Origin of the sequence: Sphingorhabdus sp. EL138 (assembly GCF_945882965.1) — a bacterium.
Lineage (GTDB): Bacteria > Pseudomonadota > Alphaproteobacteria > Sphingomonadales > Sphingomonadaceae > Sphingorhabdus_B.
In genome coordinates this window covers 21,887-37,183 of sequence record NZ_CAMCWY010000007.1, presented here as the reverse complement: position 1 = coordinate 37,183, position 15,297 = coordinate 21,887, and the positions used below count along the sequence as shown (strand labels likewise).

The window sequence follows — 15,297 nt, the reverse complement described above, 5'->3', positions numbered from 1 at the left end:
GGGCTGGTGGGAAATGCGCACATCCGCTTGCAGTGGCGCACCACAATGCCCATAGCCTCTGGCAATGGCACAAAGCTTCGAATTTGGCGGGCAGACATTTGAGATAACTGGTCAGGCGGCCTTATATTGGCGCGCGCAAGATGCGTTGCTGGTATCCGACCTGCATCTGGAAAAGGCGAGCGCCTTTGCTTTATATGGCCAAATGCTGCCGCCCTATGACAGCGTCTCAACGCTTGAGGAAATAGCCACACTTTGCAGGACATATCGACCTGCCAAAATCATATCACTTGGTGACAATTTCCACGATGATGACGGGGAACACCGATTGGCGGAAGGCGCTGCGGCATTATTAGTTGATTTGGCCTGCAACACCGAATGGATATGGGTTACCGGAAACCATGACCGGGCGGTGTCGGGTATGTGGGGCGGCAAGGCGTTTGACGCATTGACATTATCGGGCATTACCCTTCGGCATGAGGCGCAAGCTGGTGACCCCAATCCTGAAATCTCCGGCCATTTTCACCCGAAGTTTCGGCAAGTGCTGCGCGGGCGGATGGTAAAACGGCGTTGCTTCGTAAAGACCCCGCGTAAATTGATCATGCCCGCCTTTGGCGCGCTGACCGGCGGGCTGGATGTGCAGGACGTTGCTATTTCAAAAGCCTGCGACCTTAAATATGGCGAAGGGGTTGAGGCCTTGGTCGCAACACAAAGCGGCTTTGCCCGATTTGCCTTAGCGTCCCCGCCCTAAATCACGCTGGGGCGTTCGCCAAATAAGGCGGTGCCGACACGGATATATGTTGCGCCCAGCATGATGGCGGTTTCGAAATCATCGGACATGCCCATGCTTAATTGCGGCAGACCAGGCCGCGCGGATAATTCGGCCAAAAGCGCAAAGAAGGGCGCAGGCTCGACATCAGCGGGCGGAAGGCACATCAACCCGGCGACCAGAAGCCCCGCGTCCTGCGCAGCCTTCAGCAGGTCGGGAAGTTCCGCCACGGAACATCCCCCCTTTTGCGCTTCAGCGCCAATATTGACTTGAATGAAACACGGCACCGCGCGCCCCAGCTTCTGCATCGCCTTGCCCAGCGCAGTCACAAGCGACAGCCGATCAACCGAATGGATCATATCAAACAATGCGACCGCTTCTTCGGCCTTGTTCGATTGCAACTGGCCAATGAGATGGAGCTCAACGCCGGGATGCCGTGCCTTCAACGTAGGCCATTTGCTCGCGGCCTCCTGAACACGGTTTTCACCGAACAGCCTTTGCCCCTCGAGAATGAGCGGCGCGATGTCCTCCATCGACCGCGTTTTCGACACGGCGATGAGGTGGATGTCCTCGCCGGGGCGTCGCGCCAATTTGGCAGCCGCGTCCATGCGCGTGCGGATGGCGGTTAGACGGTCGGCGGATGTTTCTGGTGTCGCTTCCTGCATAGCGGGTCGCTATAGGCACTTGCATGCCGCGAAGCCACCCCTTGCCGAAAATCTGGCTCATGACCGATGCGCGTTTTGGTGATGACCAGCTGCGCGCTATTCAACAGCTACCGGCGCGATCAGGCGTGGTTTTTCGCCATTATGATTTGGCTACTCAGCAACGTCGCGCATTGTTCGCCCAAGTGCTGCGGATTTGTCGTCGGCGTGGACATATCGTGCTGCTGGCGGGGGATGCGCGGACCGCTTTACGCTGGCATGCCGACGGCTTTCATCAACGCAGCCATGGCCAAACGAAGTTGCTACACAGCGCCCCAGTCCACAATGCACGCGAAATCGCAGACGTAAAGCGAAGCTGCCCCGACCTGTTATTCCTCTCCCCGCTGTTCGATACCAACAGCCACCCCGGCGCGCGGCCACTGGGGCCCATGATGTTTCAGCGGCTCGCAAAGCTTGTCGGCCCAGCGCGCATCATCGCCTTGGGCGGCATGACCCGTCAGAGGGCGATTATGCTCGGCCAACGGATGATCCATGGTTGGGCGGCGATTGAGGCTTTCAGGAAAAAGACCGCTTAGAAGCGGATTTTGGTGCCTACATAGACCGCTTCGCTGTCCTTGCGGTTATCAGCCAAGGGAATAACGCGGTCATTCTCACTGGCGTACCGGACGCCAGCGTTCACATCGATCTTGCGGCTGATCGAGAAGCTGCCGCCGACATCAAGCTTATAATCGCCCGCAGCCGCGCTACCGCGAGCGGGTGGGGCCATTTCTTTATTCTGGTCGAGTTTAATATTGGCACTGAATTTGCTCGGTTTCTGCGCCGATTCATCAAGCCGGAAGCCGCCTTTGCCAACATCGCTCAGAGGCATCTTTGCGGCCCGTGCATTCGCCTTAGGCAAAGCAAAATCCTGCCAACCCTTGGAGGCGGTCAAACGATAGTCGACTGCGGCCAGACGAATCCCCTTGCCAGCGCCCACTTCGCCTGGTGCGATGACATTGCGGATGGATACAGCGCCAGCGGTCAGGCGCGAGTTCGCCCGCGCAGCAACGGTAATCGTGCGGTTGCTACCTTCACGCGCACTGGCAAGCGTGAAGGGGAACCGCGCATCAGGCGTAATTTGTGTAGCGGAGAATTTTTGGGCAAGCACACTATCACCGCCAGCAGGCGTGAACATCGCGATCCACGCAGGCGCAGCCTTTTCTTCCGGACCGGATGCCTTTGCGGCAAAGGCAGGCACAATCATCGGCGAAAGGGCAAGCGAAACGGTCGCAAGCATTACTGCTGCAAAGGTCGCATATTTTCCTTTCTGTACCCGCTTCACGTTCATGGACTTTCTTCGACCGAATCTTATTTGTCAGTAAGAGTATACGCCTCATTTCAGGGATTCAAAAGAGGTGTAATTTCAGAATCATGCCAATAACGCGTTTTGTCCGCAGTTGTTGCATGATGTCCACAATTGGATAGCGCATGGAAACTGACTAGAGTATGAATTACGCGCCGTTCAGCCGCCAGAAAGCTTGCCCCCGACAACAAGCCGCTATACAGGTTTCCCATATTCCATTGTTCAAGGACATTTTATGCGCACCAACCGCCTGGCACTCATCATTGCGACCGGCAGTTTAATAAGCTTAGGCTTGCTTTCCGGCTGCGGCGGCAGGGAGCGTCCAAAGGCGGACCTCGCGGCCAGCCAGCTCACCACCATTGGCGTCAACAGCTATTTGTGGCGCGCATCGCTTGATGCCTTGTCGTTCATGCCGTTGGTGCAGACCGACTCATCGGGCGGCGTCATCGTCACCGATTGGTACGTAAACCCGCAAAGCCCCGGCGAACGCATCAAGCTTACCGTGTCGATCCTCGATCAAGACCTGCGCGCCGACGCCTTGCGCGTGGCCGGCAGCCGCGAAATCTCGCAAAATGGCCAGTGGGTTGCGGCACCATTGCGCGCCGCCACGGTGCAAAAGCTTGAAGCTGTTATCCTCACCAAGGCGCGTGACCTTCGTCGGTCGTCCATCACCGGGTAATTTCTATGTCCAACGAAGAGCGCTTTAACCCGCACGTCGCTGACGCGCGGTGGCAAAGTATTTGGGAAGAACGCAGCAGCTTCGTCGCGGATGAAAATTCGACCAAGCCGCGTGCTTATGTCCTTGAAATGTTTCCCTATCCGTCGGGCCGCATCCATATTGGCCATGTTCGCAATTATACGATGGGTGATGTGCTCGCACGCTACAAGCGGATGACAGGGCATGAGGTGTTGCATCCCATGGGTTGGGACGCCTTTGGCATGCCCGCCGAAAATGCGGCGATGGAAAAGAATGTCCATCCCGGCGGGTGGACGCGCGACAATATCGCAAACATGAAGGCGCAGCTGAAGCGGCTTGGCTTTGCGATTGACTGGACGCGCGAGCTAGCGACCTGCGAGCCCGAATATTATGGCCATGAACAGGCCCTGTTCTTGAAACTTTATGCAGCTGGCTTGGTCTATCGCAAGGAATCTGCGGTAAATTGGGACCCGGTTGACATGACAGTGCTCGCCAATGAACAAGTCATCGACGGCAAGGGCTGGCGCTCCGGCGCGCCGGTTGAACGCCGCAAGCTGAGCCAGTGGTTCCTCAAAATCACCGACTTTGCAGATGAACTGCTCACCGGCCTTGGTTCGCTTGACCAATGGCCAGACAAGGTGCGGTTGATGCAGGAAAACTGGATCGGCAAATCGCAGGGCTTAAAATGCACATTCGGTTTCCCCGGGGGAAATGGCGGCATTGACGTATTTACAACGCGGCCTGACACAATGTTCGGCGCAAGCTTTGTCGCGATTGCAGCCGACCACCCCGTCGCGCAAAAGCTGGCCGCCCATGCCCCCGACTTGCAGGCGTTCATTGAGGAATGCCGCAAGGGCGGCACCACCGCTGCCGACATTGAAACGGCCGAAAAACGTGGGTTTGATACAGGCTTGACCGTCGAACATCCACTCGATGCAAGCTGGCATTTGCCGGTCTATGTCGCCAACTTCGTGTTGATGGACTATGGCACTGGCGCCGTCTTTGGCTGCCCCGCACATGACCAGCGCGACCTTGATTTTGCCCGTAAATATGCTTTGCCCGTCACCCGCGTTGTCGCCGACAGCGATTTGACCGATAGCGCCTTTGCCGGCGATGTTGCCTTCACTGGTCCCGGCACAATCGTCAATTCGCATTGGATGAATGGCATGACGATTGATCAGGCGAAGGCCGATGTCATCGCGCGCGCGCAGGCCGAAGGCTGGGGCAGTGGCAAAACGCAATATCGCCTGCGCGACTGGGGCGTTTCGCGTCAGCGTTATTGGGGCACACCCATTCCCATCATTCATTGCCAGACCTGCGGCGCGGTGCCGGTGCCGGATGACCAATTGCCCGTAATCTTGCCCGAAGATGTCAATTTCGACATTCCCGGCAACCCGCTGGATCGGCACCCGAGCTGGAGCAAGGTCGACTGCCCAAGCTGCGGTCAGCCTGCATGCCGCGAAACCGACACGCTCGATACTTTTGTCGATTCAAGCTGGTACTTCATTCGCTTTGCCAGCCAGCCACATGACAAACCATTTGATCGCACGCTTGCGGAAAAATGGCTTCCGGTGGACCAATATATTGGCGGCGTCGAACATGCCATTTTGCACTTGCTCTATGCCCGTTTCTGGACGCGCGCGTTGAGCCATATTGGCTTGATCGACGTGAAGGAGCCATTTGCGTCTTTGTTCACGCAAGGCATGGTGACGCACCAAACCTATCAGGACGCAAAGGGCAGTTGGCTGAGCCCCGATCAGGTGCGGCGCGAAGGCGACATCTGGACCATCATCGATAGCGGCGAACCTGCGGTTGCTGGCCGTATCGAGAAAATGTCCAAGTCCAAAAAGAATGTCGTCGATCCCGATGACATTGTGGATCAATATGGTGCAGACGCCGTGCGCTGGTTCATGCTATCCGACAGCCCGCCCGAACGCGATCTGGAATGGTCCGAGGCAGGCATTGAGGGCTGCTGGCGGTTTGTACAGCGGCTCTGGCGTCTGACATCACAAGTCAGCGGCGCGGATGGCGCGGATAAGGCATTGGACCGCAAAACGCATCAGGTGATCGCTCGCGTTGGCGCAGATATCGAGGCTCTGGCCTTTAACAAGGCCGTCGCCAAGATATACGATCTGGCCAACGCCATTGAGAAAGCCGCACCTTCGGCCAGCCGCGATTCTGCCATCCACACGATCCTATTGCTGTCATCACCCATGGTCCCGCATTTGGCCGAAGAGGCTTGGACCAAGCTTGGTGCCGAACTGGGCGGCGGTCTCATCGCCGACGCCGCATGGCCAGCGGTTGATCCAGCCCTGCTTGAAGAGGATGAGGTTACCATCGCCATTCAGGTCAGGGGCAAATTGCGCGACACGCTCACGGTCGCCAAGGGCTTGCCGCAGGCTGACCTAGAGGCGCTTGCGCTCGCCAGCCAAAAGGTTCAGCATGCCATAGACGGCGGTGAGATTAAAAAAATTATTGTCGTTCCCGATAGGCTGGTCAACATAGTCTTATGAACCGTTTCTTCGCCCCTTTGATGCTTGCTTTTCTGCTGCCCGCATGCGGATTGCAGCCATTATATAGCGGCGGGTCAAAGGGCGTTGTGGCAAATTCCCTGGGGTCCGTATCGGTCGATCCTATTGCAGGCAAAAACGGCTGGCTAATGCGCAATGCATTGACCGACCGGCTTGGCGCTCAAAACGGCAATGCCGCGCAATTCCGTCTGGTCATTGCGCTGGATGACCAGATTGAAGGTTTCGGCGTGCGCGCCGACGATACGGTCACGCGTGAACGGCGAACATTGCGTGCGCGTTACCAGCTTATCTCGGTTGCGACCGGCGAAACGGTGCTCGATGCTACAGCTGGCTCTGACGCGGGTATCGATGTTGCCAGCTCAGAATATGCCACCATCGCGGGCGAAAACAGTGCGTTGGAAAATCTGACGCAGAAGGTTGCAGATCAGATTGTAACCCGGCTCTCGATTTACGCTCGCGGCGAATGAGCAGCGCAAAAGAACGTAGTTTTATCAGTGCCATCAGTGCACGTCCGGATGTCCGGCTGTTTTTCATATTTGGACAGGATGAATCGGCTACGGCCGATATTGCCGGGCAAATGTCGGCACAGTTAGCAGGCTCGGAACGCATTGATATTGACAGCGATCGGATCCGCAATGACCCAGCCTTGTTGGCAGACGAGGCATCTGCGCTATCGCTGTTCGGCGACAAAAGACATATCCGGCTCAATTTCCGCCGCGAAGAGGGCTTTGCCGCAGTCGAGAACTTGCTGGCGCTTGAAGGCGAGGTAAACCCGGTTATCGCGACAGCCGGTAACCTGACCAAGGCCAGCAAATTGCGGAAGTTGCTGGAAGCGCATCCGCGCGCCATGGTGCATATCTGTTATTTACCCGAAGAAGGCGACGCCGCCGCTGCAGTTATGGCCTTTGCTGCCACAACCGGGTTGAAGATCGACCGGCCAATTGCCGCACGTATTGCGCGCTACACAGGGCAAGACCGTAAGCTGGCGCAGGCCGAGATCGAGAAGCTATCGCTTTATTATGATGCGTCACCGCAGCGTCCCGCCACCGTCGAAATAGCCATATTCGAGGCGCTATCGGCGGAAACTGGTGAGGAAAATATCAACGGCCTGGTCCATGTCGTCATGGGCGGTGACTTGCGCGGTACAGGCCGCGAACTAGCCGCAGCGCGCGACATGGGTGTTGATGCCATTCGCATCATCCGCGCCATGCAGCGCCGCGTGACAATGCTCGCCGCGATGCGAACAAAAGTCGACAATGGCGCAAATCCCGGCGCAGTGGTTAAGGCAACGCGTTCGATATTCTGGAAAGAAGCCGATAGCTACGCACAGCAGCTGATGCGCTGGCCATCGGTTCGGCTTGCAGGGTTAAACGGCCATTTGCTTGAGGTTGAGTCAAAGTTGATGCACGTCCGCGACGGGCTTGCCGTGACCATATTGGAAGAAGAACTCGTCCGTATTGCCCGTGCCGCCGCACGCCGCGGCTAACCCATGTGCGCGACGTGCGCAGATTTCAGGAATGAACGCTTACGCCCACACCTTGAACCGCTTTGCCGCTGTCCCCACGTTATTCTTACGAAAGGTACCTTTTCATGGAAAAAATTATCAAATCCGATGCGGAATGGCGGGCAGAATTGGACCCCGTTCAATATCATGTCCTGCGTGAAGCAGGCACAGAACGCGCCTTTGCGGGCGCGCTGACCGATGAAAAGCGCGAAGGCGAGTTTCGCTGTGCCGGCTGCGGCACGACCCTTTTTGCTTCGGACACGAAATTTGACAGCGGTTCGGGTTGGCCAAGCTTTACCGCGCCTGCAGATAATGATGCCGTTGAAGAGCACCGCGATACATCGCACGGCATGGTCCGCATTGAAGTGCGCTGCGCCGCATGTGAGGGGCATTTGGGCCATGTGTTCCCCGATGGGCCTGGGCCGACTGGCCTGCGTTACTGCATCAACAGCGCTGCGCTTGCGTTCGATCCTGAATAACAAGGCGCTTGTCGGCGGTTACGGGACTGGGTAACATCAGGGTCATGGCACGCGCACGCAAGATTTCGAAAGAACGTGGACCAATGGGGGCATGGATGCTGCGCATTGTCAAAGCGAGCGTCATCGCGGCGTTGCTGGGTGTCATGGTTCTTGGCATATTTGTCGCGATTGCACGCGACGAAATTGACAGCTTTGAAGATCTGAAAGCCTCCCCGAACGGGCAAATGATCCGCATACGTGCAGCAGACGGCACTGTCATTCAATCGCTTGGCCCAAGTTTCGGACGTTGGCTGACCATCGACCAATTGCCGTCCGAAATGAAGGACGCGATGGTCGCCGTCGAAGATCGCCGTTTTTATATGCACCCCGGTGTCGACCCCATTGGCATTACGCGGTCGGTGTATGTGCGGGCCATTGAAGGTCGCTGGACGCAAGGCGGTTCGACCATCACGCAGCAATTGGCACGCAACATTTACCTGAACAGCAACAAGGAGTTTGGTCGCAAAATTCGCGAGGTCATTCTTGCGCTGGCCATGGAAACCAAATTCTCCAAGGACCAGATTCTCGAACTCTATTTGAATAAAGTATATTTCGGTGGCGGCGCTTATGGGGTTGATGCCGCAAGTCGCCGTTTCTTTGACCATGGTGCCGAGGATATCAGCCTGGCCGAGGCAGCGATTATCGCGGGTCTTGTGAAGGCACCGTCAAATTATGCACCAACGGCCGATGCGAAGGCCGCCTTGGACCGGGCAATGGTGGTGGTTGAAGTCATGCAGGATGCAGGGATGATTACCGCAGCTCAGGCCGCTACCGTCGAATTGACCGGCGTGCGCTTGGCCGCTGAAGCGCCTCAAGACAGCGTGCGTTACTTCACGGATTGGGTTTTGCCGCAGTTGGACGGCCTTATTGATGAAACTGAAAAGCCAATCGATGTCTGGACGACGCTGGACCTGAAAATGCAGCGCGCCGCAACCTCAGCGATTTCCGCAAATGCCCCTCGCGGCGCACAAGGCGCGTTGGTGTCGATTGATCGCGACGGCGCAGTGAAGGCCATGGTGGGCGGTACAGATTATGTTACCAGCAATTACAATCGCGCGGTTTCCGCAGTTCGCCAACCGGGCTCGGCCTGGAAATTATTCGTTTATCTCACCGCGTTGGAAGCAGGGTACCGCCCCGAAGACATGGTGGAAGACAAGCCCGTCGAAATCGAAGGCTGGCAGCCTAAAAACAGCGGCGGCAATTTTGCTGGCGAGATTTCACTGCGTACCGCTTTTGCCTATTCCAAAAACACCGTCGCTGCTCAAATCGGGCAAGACGTCGGCACCAGCAGTATCGCCAATATGGCGCGCAGGTTCGGGATCACCACCCCTGTCAACACGCTGCCGTCGATGGTGCTGGGCACATCCGACACGCGCATTATCGATATGACTCAGGCATTCGCGGCGGTCGCAGCCGGTGGACGCAATGTCACCCCTTATGGCATTAAGAAGGTCACTACGATTGACGGTGAACTTCTATATGCAGCCAAGCCGTCAAGCTCAGTGCAGTTGGTTGATGATTGGGTTGCAGGCGCAATGACCGATTTGTTGCAGACCGCTGTCGCCGCTGGCACCGGGCGGGCGGCAAATATTGGCCGACCCGTCGCAGGCAAAACAGGGACAACGTCAAGCAACAAGGACGGATGGTTCCTGGGCTTCTCCAGCGGCCTTACAACCGGCGTGTGGATGGGTCGCGACGATGCTAAGTCAATTGGTGGCCTTGAAGGCGGTCGCGCCCCTGCACAGGCTTGGGCAGCCTATATGCGCGTTGCTGTGGCCGGACGCCCCGTGGAGAAATTCGCAACTGAGGTGACGTTCCCGGAAACCCTTGACGGTGAGGAGCCATTGCTTGGTGAAGACGAAATGCTGCTTTTCGACGAAAATGGCATGCCGATTGAAGGCCGCCCCCTAATGGATGACCCAAATCTTGCGCCGACGACAGAGCCAGAGCCGCTGGATGAGGCATTTATCGAACGCGCACTGGGTGGCCGACGCGAGCAACGGCCAACGTCAGAGGAAGAAGGGCAGCGCGCAGATCCACGCGGACAGCCCCGTCCATTTTAAAAAAGCCTATAGCGCATGGCCGGTCCGGCTTTTCTTGGTTTCAAGATAATAAGCGTTGTGTGGATTGGCGGCGATCTTAAGTGGTAGCCGCTCCACAACCGTGATGCCGGCATTTTGTAAGCCGTCCACCTTTTCAGGGTTGTTGGTCAACAAGCGCACCCGTTCCACACCGAGCAATTCCAGCATCCGTGCCGCGACTGAAAAGTCGCGCGCATCAATGGCAAAACCCAACCGGGTATTGGCATCAACGGTATCAAATCCCTGATCCTGAAGCGCGTAGGCGCGCAGTTTGTTAATCAAACCAATGCCGCGCCCCTCTTGTCGCAAATATAACAATATTCCCCAATTTGCGTCCGAAATCTGTTGCAACGCTTCGTGCAATTGCGGGCCGCAATCACATTTCAGGCTGCCAAGAACATCGCCTGTCAGGCATTCGCTGTGCAACCGGACAACTGGCGGGGAGGAGTCGCGCGTACCCATTAGCAACGCCACATGGTCGGACGCATCCACGGCTGTCCGGAATGCGACAATTTCGGCATCGGCATTGGCGGCAACGGGAAGCTTAGCGCGTGCGGCAATGCGCAAAGCACCGCTGTCATCAAAGGCAGCGACATCTTGCGGGCTGAAGTAAGCGGGGTTCTCGCCTTCGCCCGTCAACACCAGAAACGCCGGAAGCAAACCTGCCAATCGCGCAAGTTCGATAGCCGCCGTCGCCAATGGCCCATCATCCAATGGCAGCGCGGCAAAAGGTCCCTTCATCGGATACGCAAGGTCAAGGCTTGGGTCGGCCACCGCCAGAGCAAGCCTGAGGTCCAAGTCGGACGGCGCCTTAATGAGCACCGGAAGGTCGCCATCTGCCGCAGCACGCTGGTTGGTTAACTTCAGTGTTACCGCACGATTTGCCGAGAGCAACATCGCATGCGCGCCGGAGATATCTTGCGCTGTTTCGACCGCCAATAAAGTGAGCGATTGCCCAAGATGCTGCACGGTTACTGGCCAACCACGACGCAAGGCATCAATCGCCATCGCTGCGCGGCGTGAGTCTCCCAACGCTGCGCGCACGCCGATCAAAAGGCAAATTCCGTGACGATCGGCGCATGGTCGGATGGTTTGCCCCATCCGCGCACATGCTTGTGCACGATGTGCGCCTTTGCCTTTTCTTTCAGATCAGGGGTGACCCACATATGATCAAGCCGACGTCCGCGGTCGGACGTCTCCCAATCCTGCGCGCGATAGCTCCACCATGTGTATAATTTCTTCGACGGATCGACAAAATGCCGCGCAACATCCACCCAGTCTGCTGCTGCCTGAATTTCCGCCAGATGTGCAATTTCAATGCGGGTATGGCTGACGACATTGACCAATTGTTTGTGGCTCCAGACATCTTGCTCAAGCGGCGCAACGTTAAAGTCCCCTGTGAGGACAGTCGGCTCCGTTAGGTTGCCCGACCATTCGGCCATACGTTTTAGGAAAGCAAGTTTCTGTCCGAATTTTGAATTAACCTCGCTGTCGGGGACTTCGCCCCCGGCAGGTATGTAGACATTGTCGATCCGCACGCCCTTGGCGGCGTCAATATTTAACTCTGCGCCAACATGGCGCGCCTCGCCATTGGCCTGCCAATCCTCTACCCTGCGGTTGATCAACGGCAGTTTGCTGACGATTGCAACGCCATGATGCATTGGCATGCCGTTGACGACGAAATGACGGTAGCCCAACTGCCGGAACAATCCTTCGGGAAAAAGGCTGTCGATGACTTTGGTTTCCTGAAGGCATAAAACGTCGGGCGCTTCTTCCTTCAAATAGCGTTCGACAATGTCAATACGGGCGCGGACCGAGTTTATATTCCACGAGGCGATGCGAATGGTCTGGGACATAACACAAAGGCCCTAGATGCCTGAAGCGTCAGGAGCAAGCCGATGAAGGCATTTGCCACAAAAAAGCAAAGCCCTCACCCCGGGGGCATTTGGGATGAGGGCTAAGCTTGCGTTCGTCACGCGGATATCAGCGATGATTAAAGTCGTGGGCAACAGGGGAAAAACCACACGATCATTCGGCCACTGATGTTATGATATATACTGTTTCGTTCCTGTCGTTCAGATGAACAACATTGGCGCACGCCGCAACTTGTCGGTGGTGCGCTTCGGTTCATCGTCGGATGTTAGGATTTTCGCCTGGCCGGCCGCGGATCTTTCCATGTGAACGCGTTTTTTGCGATCATGCCATTATAGGTAATATTGTTGAGTCGAATCGTGGTGCGATTGTTTTTCGAATCGAGCGCGACCCAGCCATTCAGAGTCAATCCGCCCGGCGCGCTGGGTTTGTCCACGAATATCATTGTGATGGTGCCATATTCGGGGCGCTTTGGATCGCGGACTTCGACGCTGACAACGTCGTTGGTGGAGGTAGGCAATATCTTGCCAAAGCGCGCAAGATCCTGACCGGGGTCAAGCAGGGCAGCCAGCGGACTGTTGCGGATCGGCCAGCGCTGGACTTGCTTCACCTCATAATCGACCATCGTCAGCGCACGACCGTCGGCGACAATCAACAGGGGCACGTCTTTCTGATACTCAAACCGCACTTGCCCAGGCCGCTTCAACAGCAACTTGCCGGTCAGCGTCCCGCCGCTCCGGTCTGTCTGCGTGAAATTCGCGGACATTGTGCCCACCGCCTTCATATGCTGCAAAACCCGCGCCATCTGTTCCGACGAGGACTGGGCAGGACTAGGCGTCGTTGCAACGAGCGCAACCGGCGCGAACAACATGGCATATTTTGAAAAAGTCATCTTTGTTTCCTTGGGATGGGTGACGGCGTTCACTATCCGGACTGCCTTGAACCCCGTCTTAATGGCTAAACCGGTTCGCCGTTGCGGTCGCGCAGCACTTCGCGGCGGCCAATATGATTCGGCGCGCTAACGAAGCCGTCTTCTTCCATCCGGTCAATTAACCGTGCGGCGCTGTTGTAACCGATGCGCAATTGGCGTTGTATCCAGCTTGTCGAGGCCTTCTGGCTTTCGAAAACGATCTGGCACGCTTTGCGATATTGCGAATCTTCTTCGCTGTCGTCGCCGCCCATGCCGCCAAAGTCGAAACCGCCGTCTTCGGGTTCTTCGGTCACGGCTTGAATATACTCAGGCTGCCCTTGGCCACGCCAATGGTCGGCAACGCGGCGCACTTCGTCGTCGGAAACAAAAGGTCCGTGAATACGCGTTAAATGACGGCCTCCTGCCATGTAGAGCATGTCCCCCTTGCCCAGAAGTTGTTCTGCGCCTTGTTCCCCAAGAATAGTCCGGCTGTCAATTTTTGACGTAACATGAAAGGAAATGCGGGTGGGCAGGTTTGCCTTGATGACTCCAGTTATAACATCGACCGACGGCCGCTGCGTAGCCATGATCAAGTGAATCCCCGCGGCGCGCGCCTTTTGCGCCAGACGCTGGATCAGGAATTCGACCTCTTTGCCCGCCGTCATCATCAAGTCCGCCAACTCATCAACGATGATGACAATCTGCGGCATGGGTTCGTAAGCGAGGCTTTCTTCCTCATATTGTGGCTGGCCAGTCATCGGGTCATAACCGATCTGCACCTTGCGGCCCAATGGCGCGCCCTTTGCTTTTGCACCGCGCACTTTTTCGTTGAAGTTCGCAAGGTTACGCACGCCAAGCGAGGACATCATTCGGTACCGCTCCTCCATCTGCTCAACTGCCCATTTCAGCGCGCGGATGGCCTTTGCTGGCTCAGTCACCACAGGTGATAGCAGATGCGGAATGTCGTCATAGCTGCTCAATTCGAGCATCTTGGGATCGATCATGATCATCCGGCACTGGTCAGGCGTCAGTCGATAGAGCAACGACAAGATCATGCAGTTCAGGCCAACCGATTTACCTGAACCGGTGGTCCCTGCGACCAACAGATGTGGCATGGGCGCGAGGTCAGCAATAACGGGATCGCCGGAAATATTCTTACCCAAGATTATCGGCAACGCGCCCTTTTGCTCTGCAAAAGCGTCCGAGCCCACCATCTCCTGAAACACAACGGCCTCCCGGTGTGCATTGGGAAGCTCAATACCCATCACTGTCCGGCCCGGGATGGTCGAGACGCGCGCGGACAGCGCGGACATGTTGCGCGCGATGTCTTCGGCCAACTGAATGACGCGGCTGGATTTAATGCCAGCCGCTGGCTCAAGCTCGTACATCGTCACGACAGGGCCAGGGCGAACGGCGACAATCTGTCCCTTTACATGGAAGTCATCCAGCACCGACTCCAGCAGCCGTGCATTGGCTTCCAAAGCGGCCTTGTCGAGTTTAGGCACTGAAATCGCAGGTGGCGGATCGAGCAACTCAAGCGATGGCAAGATAAAGCTGCCAAAGAAATCACCTTGCCGCGCGCCGGTTGAAAAAGCAGCTTTTTTGGGCGCGAGCGTGCGGTCCTCAATCACCGGCGGCTTGCGTTGATCTGGTTCCACGGCCTTGCGTGGCGGCTTGGGCTCGACAATCTGAGGCGCAGGCAAATCATCGCCCGCAAAGGCCGACATGCCAATGCTCGCGCCACCAAATTTCGGCATCGTCAGTGTCGGGATGCGCAACAATGGCCGTTCCAGCTGAAGCGACCGAATGACCAATGCTACCCCGCCCACCAAAGCGCCGAGTATGAGGAACACCCGAAGCGATGTTCCGAATATGCCCTGAATTTGACTTACAAGCACACTAGCGGCATTGGCCAATAGCAAGGCAATCAACCCGCCCCATCCCGCCGGAAGTTCAACGTAACTCCCGTGCTGCCAATAGGCCATGCCAAAGCCGATCAACAACATCCCGATGAGGCATAAGGATAATTGTCGTTTCCATTGCGGCTGCGCGACACCACGCCACAATCGACGCGCAAACACCAAAAACAGCGGCAACAAGAATATCGCTGGTATGCCGAACAGGAAAAGCATCGCATCTGCAACATAGGCACCGCTTTGCCCCATCCAGTTGTGCTGCACATCTGCCGCTGCGCTGTTAAATGCGGCGTCGCCTGCCGAATAGCTGAGCACCGCAAGCCCGAAGAAAATGGCGAACAGCCCTAACGCAGCAGCGCCGAACAGCGCGCCGCTGCGAATCAATGAGGCGCGCATCATCTGACGCCAATTGGCGAGGTTCGATTTCCGGCTAAATTTTGAAACGCGCAAGGCCATGTTACGAATGCCGATATGTATGAAGTCGCAAAGGACCGAATG

Annotated in this window: 14 protein-coding genes; 8 read left to right on the top strand and 6 right to left on the bottom strand. The window is 56.7% G+C overall.

Annotated elements, in window-relative coordinates; translation table 11 throughout:
• Positions 1 to 64 precede the first annotated feature (64 nt).
• Positions 65 to 748 (top strand): ligase-associated DNA damage response endonuclease PdeM, encoded by a 684-nt coding sequence (gene pdeM, locus Q0N43_RS04475; protein ID WP_295443121.1) that lies wholly within the window; start codon positions 65 to 67, stop codon positions 746 to 748.
• Here pdeM and Q0N43_RS04470 read toward each other — a convergent pair.
• On the bottom strand, positions 745 to 1,431 hold the full coding sequence (locus tag Q0N43_RS04470) for a YggS family pyridoxal phosphate-dependent enzyme (protein WP_295443118.1): 687 nt from the start codon (positions 1,429 to 1,431) through the stop codon (positions 745 to 747). The genes pdeM and Q0N43_RS04470 overlap by 4 nt on opposite strands.
• Positions 1,432 to 1,454: 23 nt before the next feature.
• On the opposite strand from Q0N43_RS04470, the gene Q0N43_RS04465 reads away from it, so the two are divergent.
• Complete coding sequence (locus tag Q0N43_RS04465) at positions 1,455 to 2,003, top strand: thiamine phosphate synthase (protein ID WP_295443116.1); 549 nt, start codon at positions 1,455 to 1,457, stop codon at positions 2,001 to 2,003.
• Here the strand turns inward: Q0N43_RS04465 and Q0N43_RS04460 are convergent.
• Positions 2,000 to 2,755 carry a hypothetical protein gene (locus tag Q0N43_RS04460; RefSeq protein WP_295443113.1) on the bottom strand — a complete coding sequence of 252 codons (756 nt, stop codon included), beginning with the start codon at positions 2,753 to 2,755 and terminating at the stop codon, positions 2,000 to 2,002. The genes Q0N43_RS04465 and Q0N43_RS04460 overlap by 4 nt on opposite strands.
• Positions 2,756 to 3,005: 250 nt before the next feature.
• Between Q0N43_RS04460 and Q0N43_RS04455 the strand changes: the two genes are divergently transcribed.
• The 6 genes from Q0N43_RS04455 (at position 3,006) to Q0N43_RS04430 (ending at position 10,083) form a co-directional block, all read left to right on the top strand.
• Positions 3,006 to 3,449 (top strand): DUF3576 domain-containing protein, encoded by a 444-nt coding sequence (locus tag Q0N43_RS04455; RefSeq protein WP_295443110.1) that lies wholly within the window; start codon positions 3,006 to 3,008, stop codon positions 3,447 to 3,449.
• Positions 3,450 to 3,454: 5 nt separating this feature from the next.
• The gene (gene leuS, locus Q0N43_RS04450; RefSeq protein WP_295443108.1) at positions 3,455 to 5,980 is read left to right on the top strand and encodes a leucine--tRNA ligase; all 2,526 of its coding nucleotides are present in this window, start codon (positions 3,455 to 3,457) and stop codon (positions 5,978 to 5,980) included.
• A complete protein-coding gene (lptE, locus tag Q0N43_RS04445; protein WP_295443105.1) occupies positions 5,977 to 6,465 on the top strand; it encodes an LPS assembly lipoprotein LptE in 489 nt (162 codons plus the stop codon). Before leuS ends, lptE begins: the two co-directional genes overlap by 4 nt.
• On the top strand, positions 6,462 to 7,484 hold the full coding sequence (gene holA, locus Q0N43_RS04440; protein ID WP_295443102.1) for a DNA polymerase III subunit delta: 1,023 nt from the start codon (positions 6,462 to 6,464) through the stop codon (positions 7,482 to 7,484). Before lptE ends, holA begins: the two co-directional genes overlap by 4 nt.
• A gap of 104 nt (positions 7,485 to 7,588) precedes the next feature.
• Complete coding sequence (gene msrB, locus Q0N43_RS04435) at positions 7,589 to 7,981, top strand: peptide-methionine (R)-S-oxide reductase MsrB (RefSeq protein ID WP_295443098.1); 393 nt, start codon at positions 7,589 to 7,591, stop codon at positions 7,979 to 7,981.
• A gap of 44 nt (positions 7,982 to 8,025) precedes the next feature.
• Complete coding sequence (locus tag Q0N43_RS04430) at positions 8,026 to 10,083, top strand: transglycosylase domain-containing protein (protein WP_295443296.1); 2,058 nt, start codon at positions 8,026 to 8,028, stop codon at positions 10,081 to 10,083.
• 6 nt (positions 10,084 to 10,089) lie between these two features.
• On the opposite strand, the gene ribA is transcribed toward Q0N43_RS04430, so the two are convergent.
• From ribA to Q0N43_RS04410, 4 genes are all read right to left on the bottom strand, one after another.
• Positions 10,090 to 11,133 (bottom strand): GTP cyclohydrolase II, encoded by a 1,044-nt coding sequence (gene ribA / locus Q0N43_RS04425; RefSeq protein WP_295443095.1) that lies wholly within the window; start codon positions 11,131 to 11,133, stop codon positions 10,090 to 10,092.
• Between the two features lie 17 nt (positions 11,134 to 11,150).
• Complete coding sequence (xth, locus tag Q0N43_RS04420; RefSeq protein ID WP_295443093.1) at positions 11,151 to 11,957, bottom strand: exodeoxyribonuclease III; 807 nt, start codon at positions 11,955 to 11,957, stop codon at positions 11,151 to 11,153.
• 284 nt (positions 11,958 to 12,241) lie between these two features.
• Positions 12,242 to 12,865: an outer membrane lipoprotein carrier protein LolA gene (locus Q0N43_RS04415; protein WP_295443089.1), complete on the bottom strand. Its 624-nt coding sequence runs from the start codon at positions 12,863 to 12,865 to the stop codon at positions 12,242 to 12,244.
• Positions 12,866 to 12,930: 65 nt separating this feature from the next.
• A complete protein-coding gene (locus Q0N43_RS04410; protein WP_295443086.1) occupies positions 12,931 to 15,255 on the bottom strand; it encodes a DNA translocase FtsK 4TM domain-containing protein in 2,325 nt (774 codons plus the stop codon).
• Positions 15,256 to 15,297 lie beyond the last annotated feature (42 nt).

What these genes read in the sequence shown, in the direction of transcription:
- Q0N43_RS04410 (WP_295443086.1), bottom strand. Translation starts at nt 15,255, where the DNA reads ATGGCCTTGCGCGTTTCAAAATTTAGCCGGAAATCGAACCTCGCCAAT.
- Q0N43_RS04430 (WP_295443296.1), top strand. Translation starts at nt 8,026, where the DNA reads ATGGCACGCGCACGCAAGATTTCGAAAGAACGTGGACCAATGGGGGCA.
- msrB (WP_295443098.1), top strand. Translation starts at nt 7,589, where the DNA reads ATGGAAAAAATTATCAAATCCGATGCGGAATGGCGGGCAGAATTGGAC.
- Q0N43_RS04465 (WP_295443116.1), top strand. Translation starts at nt 1,455, where the DNA reads ATGCCGCGAAGCCACCCCTTGCCGAAAATCTGGCTCATGACCGATGCG.
- pdeM (WP_295443121.1), top strand. Translation starts at nt 65, where the DNA reads ATGGCACAAAGCTTCGAATTTGGCGGGCAGACATTTGAGATAACTGGT.
- leuS (WP_295443108.1), top strand. Translation starts at nt 3,455, where the DNA reads ATGTCCAACGAAGAGCGCTTTAACCCGCACGTCGCTGACGCGCGGTGG.
- holA (WP_295443102.1), top strand. Translation starts at nt 6,462, where the DNA reads ATGAGCAGCGCAAAAGAACGTAGTTTTATCAGTGCCATCAGTGCACGT.
- lptE (WP_295443105.1), top strand. Translation starts at nt 5,977, where the DNA reads ATGAACCGTTTCTTCGCCCCTTTGATGCTTGCTTTTCTGCTGCCCGCA.
- xth (WP_295443093.1), bottom strand. Translation starts at nt 11,957, where the DNA reads ATGTCCCAGACCATTCGCATCGCCTCGTGGAATATAAACTCGGTCCGC.
- Q0N43_RS04470 (WP_295443118.1), bottom strand. Translation starts at nt 1,431, where the DNA reads ATGCAGGAAGCGACACCAGAAACATCCGCCGACCGTCTAACCGCCATC.
- Q0N43_RS04415 (WP_295443089.1), bottom strand. Translation starts at nt 12,865, where the DNA reads ATGACTTTTTCAAAATATGCCATGTTGTTCGCGCCGGTTGCGCTCGTT.
- Q0N43_RS04460 (WP_295443113.1), bottom strand. Translation starts at nt 2,755, where the DNA reads ATGAACGTGAAGCGGGTACAGAAAGGAAAATATGCGACCTTTGCAGCA.
- Q0N43_RS04455 (WP_295443110.1), top strand. Translation starts at nt 3,006, where the DNA reads ATGCGCACCAACCGCCTGGCACTCATCATTGCGACCGGCAGTTTAATA.